The following is a 13,353-nucleotide window of genomic DNA, read 5'->3' as shown; positions in this document are numbered from 1 at the left end:
GGCCGGTGCTCCGGTGAACCAATGCTTGCAAATTGCAAGTTCACTTGTCAATAGCAAGTACGGTACTTCGTGATGAGTTTTATGGAGCCGCCGGGTCTGTACTTGCATGCGCAAACTGATGCTGCTCGACAACGCCACACTGGACGGGCACCTTGCCCGCCGTTCCGACGTCAATGCCGCAGTGCTGTTCTCCGTTGTGGATCAGCAGTTCGACTGGCAGGCAGAGCTTCTCGCGGATTACGACACAATGCTGTTCGGCCGAGTCTCGTTCCAGAAAGGGGCGTTGTTCTATCCCACGCATCCGAGCGCACTGGCCTCGCGGATGAACTCGATGTCCAAGGTGGTGTTCTCGAACAGTCTCGAATCGCTCGACTGGGCCCCTTCCCGACTGGCGACAGCTGCACCGGCCGACGAGCTCGCTCGGCTACGCGGGAAACAGGGCGGCAATATCTGCATCAAGGGCAGCCCGACTCTGGCGCGAACCTTCTCGCGGCAAGGCTTGATAGACGAGTATGTGTTCATCGTGCATCCAGTGATCGCCGGCAGCGACGGGGTTCCCCATTTCGACGACCCCGCCGACCTGCCCGCGCTGAAACTGCTCGACGTCACCGAATTGGCTGCCGGGGCAGTCGCTCTCACCTATGCCCGGGCCTGAATCCCGGCTGATTCAGCCGGACGTATTCGTCGAACTCACCAGCCCGTTTCGTGCCGAATTGTTGGCGCATTGCTACCGGATGACCGGATCGGCCCACGACGCCGAAGACCTCGTTCAGGAGACCATGCTCCGAGCCTGGCGAGCGCACAGCGGCTTCGAGGAGCGGTCGTCGTTGCGCACGTGGCTCCACCGCATCGCGACCAACGCGTGTCTCAACGCTATCGAGCGTGGACCGGCGCGACGTGTGCTGCCAGCCGGCCTCGGACAAGCCAGTGACGTCCTGAGCCCGCTGGAGTTGGGCGGCCCAGAAGTTACGTGGTTGCAACCGATTTCGGATACGCGGCTCGGTGATCCGGCCGCGTCGGCGATCAGCCGGGAGAATGTTAGGTTGGCGTTCATCGCGTCGCTGCAACACCTGCTGCCGCGGCAACGCGCAATTCTGATTTTGCGGGACGTGCTCGCGTGGCCTGCGGCAGAGGTGGCCGACCTGCTGGACACGACGACGGCTGCGGTCAACGCGGCCTTGCTCCGAGCTCGACGGTCCGTCGCCGATGCCGACCCGGGCCGCGACGAACTGACCGAACCCGACGACCCGACCGTGCTGGCTCTGCTCGATCAATATGCTGCAGCCTTCGAGCGTGCCGATATCGCCGCGCTGACCGAGCTGTTGCATGCGGACGCGCAAGTCCAAATGCCCCCGCACACAACGTGGTTCCGCGGTCGCGATCAGATCGTCGGGTTCTTCGAGAGCAGGGTCACCGAGGCCGACCACGTCAAGATGGTCCCGATCCGCGCCAACGGCCAACCTGCCTACGCCACCTACCTGCTGGCCGCGCCTGGTAGATACCGCGCGAACTCGATACACCTGCCGAGTTGTCGGGACGGTCGTATCGAGTCGATCATCGCCTTTCTCGACCCCAGCTTGTTCGCGGGCTTCGACTTGCCGGAAACGTGGCCCGGGTTGTCCGACATGCGTGGTCGAATTCGCACATGATGATCGAAAATGTTGCCATCATCGTCGACGATTACGACCTCGCGATCCAGTTCTTCGTCGATGTGCTGGGCTTCCAGCTGATCGAAGACTCGGCTTCAAGGACGAATGACGGGCGGCCGAAACGCTGGGTGGTCGTCCGCCCGGCTGGCAGCGCGACCGGATTGCTGCTCGCCAAGGGCGATGGTCCTGACCAATCGCGCACCATCGGGAAGCAGTTTGCCGGCCGGGTCGGGCTGTTCCTGCGGGTCGACGACTTCGATGCCGCCCACGCGCGACTACGTGCGGCGGGGGTGCACTTCCTCACGAGCCCGAGGGAAGAGCCGTACGGCACCGTTGCCGTGTTCCTCGACATCGCCGGAAACAAATGGGATCTCCTAGGTCCGAGCTCGCGAGATGGGCACGACGAGCAGTATTAGCGGGCTACATTCGAGCGTGTGGGGGACACATCCGAGGAACCGATTGCCAGTCTCGATGACAATTGGGATCAGGTTCGCGACACCGTTGCGAGAGGCAAGAAGTCGACCATGCATTGTGCAATCGCTTCGGTAGGTGCGGACGGCGGTCCCCATGTCACGCCAGTCGGCACCGTGTTTCTCCGCGATGACCGCACGGGGTTCTACGTCGACCGATACACGAGCGTGCTTGCCCACAACGTAGAAGCGGACCCTCGGATCTGCCTGATGGCGGTGGACAGCGGTGTCCGGTTTTGGTTTCGTTCGCTTCTGGTCGGCCGCTTCTCTGCGCCGCCGGGAATCCGTTTGTACGGCACGGTCGGAGCGCTACGGCCGGCAACCGCTGCGGAACTAGACCTCGTGCACAAGAGCGTCCGCACACTGCAGTGGATGAAGGGCGGGCGACTGCTCTGGTCCGATCTCGACCACGTCCGCGATATCACGTTCACCGGCTTTCGGCCGGTCCGCTATCCGGTGATGATGTCGCATCTCTGGCAAAACGTCCGCTGACAGGCGCGGCGATAGGGGGCTGGCATGCCAATTTTGCGGGTTCAAATAACAGGGACAGCGCAAAGTCCCCAGGACTTCGAGGAGTTCATTCGCCGGATTCCGGCCGATCGACGACCTGTCAGCGCCGAAACGCTCGAGCAATTGCTGGATCGCCACGGTGTGTCGGATCATGAATTGGAACTGATGGACGAGTTCGGGTTGCCGCAACGATTTTCGTTGGGACCACTCGTCGACCTCGATCCGAGTACTCCGATACGGATTCAATATCGAACCGCAGACGTCGATCGCGAACTGCCGCCTTTGGACCCAGGGGTGGTCCTGCTCGAGGAATACCTCGTCGCAGAGTAGGAAACTCCGCGCGCTGAGTCAGGCCTTCGACACTTCGCTGTCGAGCTTGAGCACCTTCTGACCGTCGGACTGCTCGATCAAATAGGCCGGGGTTTCCGACGTTCCGTTTCGAGTGATCTCGCTGCCCGAGATCTTTCTGGTCACCTTGTCGGTATGGACTTCGACGATCTTGCCGTCCGCGGTTCCGTTGCCCCAGTTCCATTGCACGCGAGTGCCTTTTCTGTGCGCCATATCGATGGGCTACCCAGTCGCATCGATTTTGACGCGGTCAGCCAAGCAACAGTTCGTCGACGGTCGTCACTCGCGCACCTCGTGCGGCCAACAGCTGAAGGGCGTCCTCATGCTCGTCGACCGTGACCGCCGCGGTGGCATCGGATACGACGGCGACGTCGTATCCCAGTGCCACAGCGGATTCCGCCGTGGCACGAACTCCGTGCGTCGTGGCCAAGCCGGCGATCACCACCCTCGCAACTCCGAGGCCGCGCAGATGATCGTCGAGTTCCGTGCCTGCGAAGGCGTCCAGTTCGTTCTTGATCACCACGTGCCGCTCATGTTGTTCCGGCACAAGGCGATTCTCGACTGCGTCGATCTCACCCGAGCGAAGGTGACGGACGAGCACCACGTGGCTTCGCGCGAAGTCCGACTGCAGCCGTTCACATGCCGCCACTACGGACGTGCCTGAGATCGGTGCCCACGGCGAATCGACGATCCAGCGCTGGAGGTCGACCACGACGAGCGCCGATCCGCTCAACTCTGCAGCGCGCTCTCGATATCGCCGGACAGCTTGTCGGGCTTGGTGGTTGGCGCGTAGCGATCGATGACCTGCCCGTCCTTCCCGACCAGATACTTGGTGAAGTTCCACTTGATCTTGTTGCCGAGCAGGCCGGACTTCTGCTTCCGCAGCCACTGGTAGATCGGATGCGCGTCGTCGCCGTTGACTTCGACCTTGCTGAACAACGGGAAGGTGACACCGAAGTTCTTCTGGCAGAACGCGCCGATCTGCGCGTCGTCACCGGGTTCCTGGTGACCGAACTGATCGCACGGGAAGCCGAGAACGGCAAAGCCCTGATCGGAGTACTTGTCGTGCAGTTCCTGAAGTCCCTTGTACTGAGGGGTGAAGCCACACTGCGACGCCGTGTTCACAACCAGCACCACCTTGCCCGCGTAAGCCGACAGGTCGATATCGGTGCCGTCGATGCTGGTGGCCGTGAAATCTTGCAGCGAAGTCATGCTCCGAGTCTGACAAGGATCTGCGCCGCTGGCCAATTGAGGACGGAGTCTGTCCGCAATTGGACTTAGCGTTGTGGTCATGACCGACACCAGCGACATCCGGCCCTTCCGCATCGACATCCCCCAGGCCGACCTCGACGACCTGAACCTACGACTTGCCAACGCACGCTGGCCCGAAGAACTGCCGGAAGTCGGTTGGGAGTACGGCATTCCCACCCATCACCTGCGCGAACTCTCCGAGTACTGGCGCGACAGCTACGACTGGCGCGCCAACGAAGCCGACCTCAATCGGTACCCGCAGTTCATCGCAACCATCGGAGAGCAGACCGTTCATTTCACCCACGTGATCTCCGCGAACCCTGACGCGCAGGCGCTGGTCCTCATTCATGGTTGGCCGTTCGCCGACTTCCGCAACGTCATCGAGCCGCTTACCGACGACTTCCACCTGGTGATTCCAACATTGCCGGGCTTCGGCTTCTCCGGTCAGACCAACCGGGTGGGCGACGCTTCGACGGAGAGCTACGCCGTGGTGCTCGCCGAATTGATGTCGCTACTGGGTTACTCGACCTATGGCGCGCATGGCGGCGACGCCGGGTCGTTCGTTGCTCCGCAACTCGGCCGAATCGACCCGGAACACGTTGTCGGCGTGCATCTCAACGGCCCGATCACCATTCCGTCCTGGGACGACGACGGTGTCGGATACAGCGACGAAGATCAGGCCAAGTTGGCGAAGCTGAAAGATTGGAGCAGCTCGCAGACGTCGGGCTACGCGGGCATGCATTCCACTCGCCCGCAGACTTTGGCGCCCGCACTCAACGATTCGCCCGTCGGCCTGCTCGGGTGGATCGCCGACGTGGTGCATACATTCGCCAACGAGCCGATCGATCGCGACGCCTTGCTGACCAACGTGTGCTTGCTCTGGTTTACCTCGACCGTCGGGTCGTCGATGCGCCTGTACAAGGAATCCGGGCAGTGGGGTGCAGCGATGCCGTCGTCCGGTGTGCCGACCGCCATCGCACTGTTCAAGGGCGACAGCACTATTCGCGGTATTGCCGAGAAACAGAACCGGGTGGTGCGCTGGACGCAATTCGACCGAGGCGGCCATTTCGCCGCTCTGGAGGCGCCGGATCTGCTGGCAACGGACATTCACGAGTTCTTCGCCACACTGCGATGAGTGCGAGAACCAAGCCCTCGATTCGGGCAGCTCATTCCCCTACAGTCACGGACGTGACTGGTTCAGCGATACTCGCCGAAGACCTCGTGAAGACCTTCGGCACGGATGCGCGTGCCCTGGACGGTGTTTCGCTGCAGGTGGCGCCGGGCACGGTACTCGGCCTGCTCGGACCCAACGGTGCAGGTAAAACGACCGTCGTGAACATTCTGACCACACTGTTGCACCCGGATTCCGGTCGCGCAGTAGTGGCGGGGATCGACGTGCTCCACGATCCGGCAGCTGTACGACGATCGATCGGTCTCGCAGGTCAGTTCGCCGCGGTCGACGACATCCTGACGGGCGCCGAGAATCTGACGCTGGTAGGTCGGCTCAATCACCTGCCGACGTCGCAGGCAAAAGTCCGTGCCCGCGAACTGCTCGAGCAATTCGGCCTCGCCGATGTAGGCGATCGATCCGCGAAGACCTACTCCGGCGGCATGCGTCGTCGCCTCGACCTCGCCGCCGCGCTTGTCGCCCGCCCGCCGGTGCTGTTCCTGGACGAACCGACGACAGGACTTGACCCGCGCAGTCGCATCGAGCTGTGGGAAGTGATCGAGGAGTTGGTGCGCGGCGGGACCACACTGCTGCTGACCACGCAGTACCTCGAAGAGGCAGATCGGCTGGCCGACAGCATCGCCGTCGTCGACCGCGGTCGCGTGATCGCGGAGGGAACCGCCACCGAGCTGAAATCGCAGATGGGCGGCGGTCGGATCGAGGTGCGGATGAACGACGCCACCGAAGCGAATCGGGTCGCCGAGGTTCTGGCTGGTGCCGGTGCCGGCGAGACCACCGTGCACGACGACACCGTTCAAGTGCCCGCGGCCGACGGCACATCAGTACTGGGCGAGGTGGTTCGGCGCTTGGACGCCGCCGGCCTCGTCGCACGTGGTCTGCAACTTCGCGAGCCAAGTCTCGACGACGTGTTCTTATCGCTGACCGGCCACGGCGCCGATCAGGCCGAGCCGACGGAAGGCCGTTCGTGACCACCACCAAAACCGGCCACGACGGTATTTCGTGGATGCTCAGCGACACCCTGGCGATGGCGGGGCGCAACCTGCGCAGGCAGTTCCGCCAGCCGGAGCAGGTCGTATTCGCGCTCGTATCGCCGATCATGTTCGTGCTGCTGTTCCGCTACGTGTTCGGCGGAGCCATCAACGGACTCCAGGGGATCAACTACGTCAACTACCTGATCCCTGGAATCGCTGTCCAGACAGTGCTTTTCAGTGCGGGCGTCACGGGCTTCGCGCTGGCCGACGATTTGCAGAAGGGCTTCATCTACCGGTTGCGTTCGCTGCCGATGTCGCGCAGCGCTGTGTTCGGTGGCCGCGTTGTCGCCGATACCCTCACCAATGCATTCGGTCTGCTGGTCCTCATTGCAACCGGATTCGCCGTGGGCTTTCGGCCTGCGAATCCGGTGGGTTTGATTCTCGCAGCATTGCTTCTACTGCTGTTCGCCTTGGCAGTCAGCCTGGGTTACGCGCTGATCGGTATGGCGGTGCGCAGCCCGGAAGCCGTCAACGCCGCAACGTTCCCGATCATCTTTCCGCTGACGTTCGCGTCGTCGGCGTTCGTTCCGGTGCAGACGATGCCGAGTTGGTTGCAGGGCTTCGCAACTCACCAGCCGGTCAGTGTGGTGATCAACGCGGCGAGGTCGCTGATCCTGAGCGATTCGGCGACGGCGGAGCAACGCGATCAACTGCTCGGCGGTGCGGGAACCAGTTCGCTTGTCTTGCAGTCGTTGCTGTGGACGATCGGTATCGGCGTGGTCTTCGGAATCTTCTGCACACGAAAGTTCCGTAACCTCACCTGAGCTATTTGAGTCCTCAACCTCACCTGATGCGATGCTGCGGGTTTGAATTGTTCCTTAACCATACGAGAGAGTCTGTTATCAAAGTGATGCGTGTGAACAATATCTACCAAAGTTACTGGTGATGCATAGTTCATCCATCGATATCGGTCCGTGGAGCTCGGGTGAGTTCCGCCGATGTCGCCAAGGGGAACGCCATGGGCAACACAGCTCGGTCGCATTCGCTTCTGCCCCATCGACGTCGACGAGCAGCATTCGTCTTTCGTCCTCTTATCCTCGTCGTCGTCAGTCTGCTGATTCCGGGAGTAACGTCCCTGGTCGCACCATCGATTGCGCAAGCCGCCACCCCAGCATTTGTCCAGGTAGGGAACCTGTCGAGTACCGGTTCGACGGCGGTGGTGCCAGTGTCGGCAACAAAGCCGGGCGATCTTCTCGTCGTTTACCTAGCTTGGGAGAACACCGGGACCGCGACGATCTCCGATACGGCTGGTGACACCTTCGCAGCTGCCGCACCCGCGACCCTCAGCAGTGGATACAGCTCGCAGGTCTTCTACGCCCGGAACACCATTGCCGGATCGACGAGCGTGACCGCAACGCTGTCCATCAGTGGCGTATCCGATATGTATGTCGCCGAATACGCCGGCCTCGACAGAATCAATCCACTCGACAAGACGGCGGCCGCGTCAGGGAATTCGGCGTCGCCGAACAGTGGATCGATCACCACCACAGCCAGCAACGACCTACTATTCGGCGCAGGTGCAATGAACGGTGGTCAGCCGACCACACCGGGCTCCGGTTTCACCTTCCGTTCCACCGCCAATTGGAACGTCGTCGAAGACCGAAATGTCTCCAGCACAGGCTCTTACAGCGCCTCGGCTACATTGGCCGCGCCCGGGCCGTGGTTCATGCACATAGTGGCGTTCAAGGCAGCCGGCGCCCGCGATCCGCTGCAGCAGCCCTTTGCCAGTACCAGCTTTTGGAACATGCCGATCGGTAGTGGCGCAACGTACGCACCCGCCAACCTGCCCTCCGATCCGCGCGGCGATCCGTGGTCGACGATGCCGCAGAACGACCCGACTCACATCATCTTCACCCCATCGGCTCCCGTGACCAACATCTACTACAGCGACGCCGCCTGGACCGGAAAGAATCGGTGCGCCAAGACGAGTAACCAGGTGTTGCTGTCCGTACCGCTGCCCAGCAACTACGTGGTTCCGAACAGCCTTGGAAACGAAGGCTCGACGTTCTTGATGCAGGATGGCAGGACTCTGAACCAAGCGGGGCCGTTCACGCGCTGTACCGCAGGTGGCTATGCAACCAGCACCGACACGTCCACACCGCTCGATCTCTACGGTGACGGGATGTCGTCTTCGCTCGGCGCGTCCGGCCTTGGCGGTAGCCCCGGCGGCGTGCTGCGGCTCGGCGAACTGCGGCCCGGAGGGCAAGGGCCACACCATGTTCTGAAGTTCGACGTCGACACCGGCCAATCGCTCTACAAGTGCACCACCGATGCCGATTGCTTTCGCTGGCCTGCTTCGTCGGCTGACAATTTCGCTGTCGGCGTATACGGCGCCTACAACAACAATCAGAACACGCAGATGAAAATTGGCACGTTGCTCGCGATCCCGCCGACGACCAATGTGAACAACATGGGGCTCGAAACGGACCCAGGCCGACAGCTTGCTTGGACCTTGCAGAACTACGGTGCCTACATCGTCGATGAAGCAGGTGCCGGATGCTTCTCCATCGTCACCGAGAAGGGGCCGAACGGCTGGTTCGGCGACCTATCCGAGGAAGACACCGGCCCTCCGCTTGCGAGCACACAGTTCTACAACGACTACGGATTCGCGTTCGAGCAACGGGTAAACAGCAACACTCCATGGTCGCGTGACATGCAGCGTCTTGTCAGCGCGGTACAGGCGGTAACCAATAACACTTCGTCGACCATCGGCGGCGGTGGAACACCGCGCCAACCGCTCGCGCCGCCGATCGGACCGTAGGCAGTCGGGTTGGGCGAAGCCAATTCGCCCAACCCGCTTCCGTATTCGGTGTGTCGGGCGATACTCGGCGAACCAGTCACTCACGGTCCGCTGAGAAGGAAGCAACACCATGTATCTCACTCAGAGCCTGCAGCGCGCAGTCCAGCAGCACCCCGATACCGTTGCCATCATTCACGCCGACCGGAGCGCCACCTTCGCGGAGCTCGCCGACCGCGTCGCTCGCCTTGCCGCGGCTCTGCAGGATCTCGGTGTGCAGCCCGGCGACCGGGTCGCGATTGCCTCGCTCAACTCGGATCGATATCACGAGTACCTCTACGCTGTGCCATGGGCGGATGCGGTGCTCAATCCGATCAACATCCGGTGGAATCCGACCGAAATTGCCTACGCCCTCAAGGATTCCGAGACTTCGGTGCTGCTGGTCGATGACGCGTTCGCCGCCGCGGTGCCTGCCATCGAGGCGCAGTACGACGGCCTCGGTCACGTCGTCTTCATCGGCGACGGACCGCTGCCCGACGGATTGCTGGACTACGAAGACCTGATGGCATCGGCGGAACCGGTCGAGGATGCACGGCGCGGCAACGATCAACTCGCCGGCATCTTCTATACCGGTGGCACAACGGGTTTCCCGAAAGGCGTCATGCTGACGCACACCAACTTGGTGACGTCTGCGATGGGTTCCATGACTAGCGGTGTTCTGCACACCACAGGTGGACGAGTACTACACGCCGCGCCGATGTTCCATCTCGCCGACTACGCGATGTGGAACGCAGCCTCCATTGCGGGCAACATGCACGTGACGATCCCGATGTTCGAACCCACTGCCGTCCTTACTGCCATCGAGAAGCATCGAATCACCGATATGTTGTTGGTTCCCATGATGATTCAGATTGTCACCGACAGTCCCGAGCGCGGCAACTTCGATCTGTCGAGCCTGCGACGCGTGGTCTACGGCGGCTCCAGCATCTCCGCACCGGTGTTGGCCCGAGCGATCAAGGCCTTCCCTGAAGCACAGTTCACGCAGGCCTATGGAATGACCGAAGTCGCCCCTGTTGCAACGCTGTTGCTACCGGAGAACCACGTGGGCGAGCGGTTGAAGTCCGGCGGTCGTGCAGCGCCACATTCGGAGGTACGCATCGTCGACACCGACGACAACGAGGTGCCGCGCGGTGCGGTCGGCGAGATCGTCGTCCGCGGAGCCCATGTGACGCAGGGTTATTGGAACAAGCCGGAAGAAACTGCCGCGGCCATCGTCGACGGCTGGATGCATACCGGCGACGGCGGACGCATGGACGACGAAGGCTACGTCTATGTCGTCGACCGCATCAAGGACATGATCGTGACGGGCGGTGAGAACGTCTATTCCACCGAGGTGGAGAACGCCGTCGCATCACACGACGCGGTGGCGGCGGTTGCGGTCGTCGGCCTGCCCGACGACAAGTGGGGCGAGCGCGTCCACGCGGTGGTCGTTCTCCATCCTGGAGCCGAAGTGACAGCCGAAGAGATCCGCGAGCACGCAAGGAATTCGATAGCCGGATACAAATCGCCGCGCACTGTCGATTTCGTCGATGCTCTACCGGTATCGGGTGCAGGCAAGATCTTGAAGCGCGATCTCCGGGCCAAATACTCGGGTCCAGGGACTGGCGGCTAGTCGAGCGCTTCTGGGTGGACGTGGTTGACGAGTTTCCAGGACTCTGCTGTCTTATGTCGCCCGATGATTTGATTGTTGCGTGGATAAAGTGCGGATTACGGGTCAAGTACTCGACGGGGCGATCCGTGAAGTCGGCTTTGTTGTGCGTCGTGACGGGCATGACGTTCCTGCAGTGTTGTGGCGGCCAGAGGCGGCCAGGCCGGCTGTTGTATTACTTGGCCACGGAGGGAGCGGGCATAAGCGGATCGAGCGCCACGTCCGGTTGGCCAGGTGGTTCGCCGCGCGCGCAGGGATCGCATGTTTGGCAATCGATGGTCCGTTTCACGGAGACCGCTCTGTCGACGGCGATGCACCGTTGGACTACCAGCGCCGCATCGCCCAGGTGGGTGCCCGAAGCGTTCACCAGAGCATGCGCGACGACTCGCTTGCCGCTCTTGCTGTCGCCGATCAGTTGGATTGGGTCGACGAGCAGCGTGTCGCCTTTCTTGGGATGTCGATGGGAGCCCGATACGGGCTGCCCGTGTGCTCTGCGCTTGGGACCCGGCTGAAGTGCGCTGTTCTCGGCAAATTCGGCCTCACCCAGTCCGACGATCTGCCGGAAACGCTCGCAGCGAACGACATGATCACCCATGCCGCCGCGAACATCCACGCCCCGGTTCTGCAGCACGTCCAGTGGCACGATGAGCTCTTTCCCCATGATGGTCAGTTCGAGCTGTTCGACCTCTTTGCGTCGACGGAGAAAGTCCTCCGAGCCCGGCCCGGCGACCACGCACTCACCCGTCTCGATGACGAGATCGCGTGGCGCGAATACGTTGGCGCCAACCTCGAGTCGAACTGACTCTGCTATTACGTTCACGCAGAGGGCTTTTCGGAAATACATCTGGTGGCGGATGTCGGTGCGTCAAGGTAGAATCGAACACATGAGCGATGCGGGGGTGTTGGAGGTAGAGCAGTCGATGCTCGGTGACCTCGTCGACATCTCCCGGGCTGCGAACGCCGCGGATGCCCGCAAGCTCGCATTGACCAAGACGTTCTTCGAGTCGCGGACCACGTTCCGGGCTGCCGGATTGGATGCCCGGTTCGATACCGATATGGCAGGTCGGTCCGCGATCGCAGAAATCGCGTTGACCTTGTCGACGACGTATCACGCGGTGTCGGAATGGGTGCGGATCAGCTTCACCCTCGAACGATTCCCCTACGTAGCGGACGCCTTCGAGGCCGGGCTGATCCCGCTGACAAAGGTTCGGACCATTTTGACGCACACCGCTGGTGCCCCGGCCGAAGTGACCCGGCTCATCGAAGGTCGGATCGTCAGCGCTGCGCAACGGTTGGCGACGCGGGCGTTGGGTGAAGAAATCGACCGGTTGTTGCTGGAGACCGACCCCGATGCGACGGAACGCAGCACAGAGCGTGGTCGTGCAGCACGGCGGGTGTGCACCCGTCGGCGGGCGCATGGGATGGCCGAGGTGTCCGCCACCCTGTCTGCTGCCGAAGCCGCCGAAGTCACCGCCCTGATCAACGAGATGGTGGGCACGGTCTGTGCCCAGGATCCGCGGGATCCGCAACAGTTGCGGGTCGACGCCTACCTCGCGATCCTGCGCGGTTGCACCACCCTGGCCTGTGAATGCGGCTGCGGCCGGGCAGACGGCACCGGCAACGATGTGCGACCCGATATTCGGTTGCAGCTGATGTGCAGTCTCGACACTCTCCTCGGGCTCGGGAAGAACCCCGGCTACCTCGCCGGCTACGGTGCGATCGACCCGCAGACTCTGCGTGACCTGGCCCAGGACGCGACGTGGCAAGCGATGATCAGCTGGGCGAAGGCGCACTACAACAAGCACGATCCGGCTGCCGCGTGTGAGACCACCGCCGAGTTCGAGCGCCTCCTCACCGAGGATCCTCAACACCTCGTGCGGCGCCGTGACCTCTGGTCACCAGCGGCACCGTCCGCGGGTCTGACCGGCACGGCGGGCACGGTGGTGATCAAGACACCACCGTTCGATCCCGGAATGGTGTTCCCACCCGACCGCCGCCACCAAGCAACGAGCCGTAGCACCGAGTTGAACACAATCCTCGACCGCTACCACGCCAACCCCAGTCTGGCGCAACCAGAATTCCCGGACGGTCATGGTGGTTTCACCGAACCACCACCCGGAGCCCTCACCTACCAACCGTCAGACCTGCTTGCTGCTGTCGTTCGGTTACGTGACGGCACCTGCCGCCACCCCGGCTGCGCGGTTCCGGCCGCGGATTGCCAACTCGATCACCTCGTCGCGTACCTGAAAGCGCATCCCGAAGCCGGCGGGTGGACCATCCTCGCGAACCTGCACTGTTTGTGCCTGGGTCACCACCAACTCAAGACCGCAAAATTCTGGACCTACCAACTACTCCGCGACGGCATCATTCACGCCACCGACAAACTCGGCGACCACGGATTCACCCTCCCCGCGCACAGGTAGATACTGAGAAACGTCAGTCATCACCGATGTCGAAAAG

The 13,353-nt window shown here is 62.2% G+C and carries 15 protein-coding genes; 12 read left to right on the top strand and 3 right to left on the bottom strand.

All coding sequences use genetic code 11. The features are described from left to right. Positions 1-106 precede the first annotated feature (106 nt). From FOY51_RS02830 to FOY51_RS02810, 5 genes are read left to right on the top strand one after another with little or no spacing between them, the layout of a single operon-like run. Complete coding sequence (locus FOY51_RS02830; protein WP_149428652.1) at positions 107-655, top strand: dihydrofolate reductase family protein; 549 nt, start codon at positions 107-109, stop codon at positions 653-655. Further along, a complete protein-coding gene (locus FOY51_RS02825; RefSeq protein ID WP_149428651.1) occupies positions 642-1,649 on the top strand; it encodes a sigma-70 family RNA polymerase sigma factor in 1,008 nt (335 codons plus the stop codon). Before FOY51_RS02830 ends, FOY51_RS02825 begins: the two co-directional genes overlap by 14 nt. Beyond that, entirely contained in the window at positions 1,646-2,065 is a 420-nt protein-coding gene (locus tag FOY51_RS02820; RefSeq protein WP_149428650.1) for a VOC family protein, read from the top strand. Before FOY51_RS02825 ends, FOY51_RS02820 begins: the two co-directional genes overlap by 4 nt. Positions 2,066-2,083: 18 nt before the next feature. After that, positions 2,084-2,611 carry a pyridoxamine 5'-phosphate oxidase family protein gene (locus tag FOY51_RS02815; RefSeq protein ID WP_235916065.1) on the top strand — a complete coding sequence of 176 codons (528 nt, stop codon included), beginning with the start codon at positions 2,084-2,086 and terminating at the stop codon, positions 2,609-2,611. A gap of 24 nt (positions 2,612-2,635) precedes the next feature. After that, positions 2,636-2,959, top strand: coding sequence for a nucleoside/nucleotide kinase family protein (locus tag FOY51_RS02810; protein ID WP_149428649.1), 324 nt, complete (start codon positions 2,636-2,638; stop codon positions 2,957-2,959). 18 nt (positions 2,960-2,977) lie between these two features. Here FOY51_RS02810 and FOY51_RS02805 read toward each other — a convergent pair whose 3' ends face one another. Genes FOY51_RS02805 through FOY51_RS02795 form a run of 3 tightly spaced genes read right to left on the bottom strand, consistent with a single transcriptional unit; the run spans position 2,978 to position 4,189 of the window. After that, positions 2,978-3,190, bottom strand: coding sequence for a hypervirulence associated TUDOR domain-containing protein (locus FOY51_RS02805; RefSeq protein ID WP_149428648.1), 213 nt, complete (start codon positions 3,188-3,190; stop codon positions 2,978-2,980). Positions 3,191-3,227: 37 nt separating this feature from the next. After that, positions 3,228-3,710: a cysteine hydrolase family protein gene (locus tag FOY51_RS02800; RefSeq protein WP_187776142.1), complete on the bottom strand. Its 483-nt coding sequence runs from the start codon at positions 3,708-3,710 to the stop codon at positions 3,228-3,230. Further along, a complete protein-coding gene (locus FOY51_RS02795) occupies positions 3,707-4,189 on the bottom strand; it encodes a glutathione peroxidase (RefSeq protein ID WP_149428646.1) in 483 nt (160 codons plus the stop codon). The genes FOY51_RS02800 and FOY51_RS02795 overlap by 4 nt, the downstream gene beginning before the upstream one ends. 79 nt (positions 4,190-4,268) lie before the next feature. Between FOY51_RS02795 and FOY51_RS02790 the strand changes: the two genes are divergently transcribed. From FOY51_RS02790 to FOY51_RS02760, 7 genes are all read left to right on the top strand, one after another. Beyond that, positions 4,269-5,363 (top strand): epoxide hydrolase family protein, encoded by a 1,095-nt coding sequence (locus FOY51_RS02790; protein WP_149428645.1) that lies wholly within the window; start codon positions 4,269-4,271, stop codon positions 5,361-5,363. 53 nt (positions 5,364-5,416) lie between these two features. Continuing rightward, positions 5,417-6,385 carry an ATP-binding cassette domain-containing protein gene (locus FOY51_RS02785; protein WP_235916064.1) on the top strand — a complete coding sequence of 323 codons (969 nt, stop codon included), beginning with the start codon at positions 5,417-5,419 and terminating at the stop codon, positions 6,383-6,385. Beyond that, positions 6,382-7,212, top strand: a complete 831-nt coding sequence (locus FOY51_RS02780; protein WP_214633047.1) for an ABC transporter permease — start codon at positions 6,382-6,384, stop codon at positions 7,210-7,212. Before FOY51_RS02785 ends, FOY51_RS02780 begins: the two co-directional genes overlap by 4 nt. Positions 7,213-7,613: 401 nt before the next feature. After that, complete coding sequence (locus tag FOY51_RS02775; protein WP_149428643.1) at positions 7,614-9,209, top strand: hypothetical protein; 1,596 nt, start codon at positions 7,614-7,616, stop codon at positions 9,207-9,209. A 109-nt stretch (positions 9,210-9,318) separates the two neighbouring features. Next, positions 9,319-10,857, top strand: coding sequence for an acyl-CoA synthetase (locus tag FOY51_RS02770; protein WP_149428642.1), 1,539 nt, complete (start codon positions 9,319-9,321; stop codon positions 10,855-10,857). A 301-nt stretch (positions 10,858-11,158) separates the two neighbouring features. After that, the gene (locus FOY51_RS02765; protein ID WP_235916063.1) at positions 11,159-11,695 is read left to right on the top strand and encodes a dienelactone hydrolase family protein; all 537 of its coding nucleotides are present in this window, start codon (positions 11,159-11,161) and stop codon (positions 11,693-11,695) included. Positions 11,696-11,777: 82 nt separating this feature from the next. Further along, positions 11,778-13,316 (top strand): HNH endonuclease signature motif containing protein, encoded by a 1,539-nt coding sequence (locus tag FOY51_RS02760; RefSeq protein WP_187776141.1) that lies wholly within the window; start codon positions 11,778-11,780, stop codon positions 13,314-13,316. The last annotated feature ends 37 nt before the right edge of the window (positions 13,317-13,353 follow it).

This window comes from Antrihabitans cavernicola (assembly GCF_008297975.1).
GTDB classification, from domain to species: domain Bacteria; phylum Actinomycetota; class Actinomycetes; order Mycobacteriales; family Mycobacteriaceae; genus Antrihabitans; species Antrihabitans cavernicola.
This window is presented reverse-complemented; position numbering and strand designations above follow the sequence as displayed.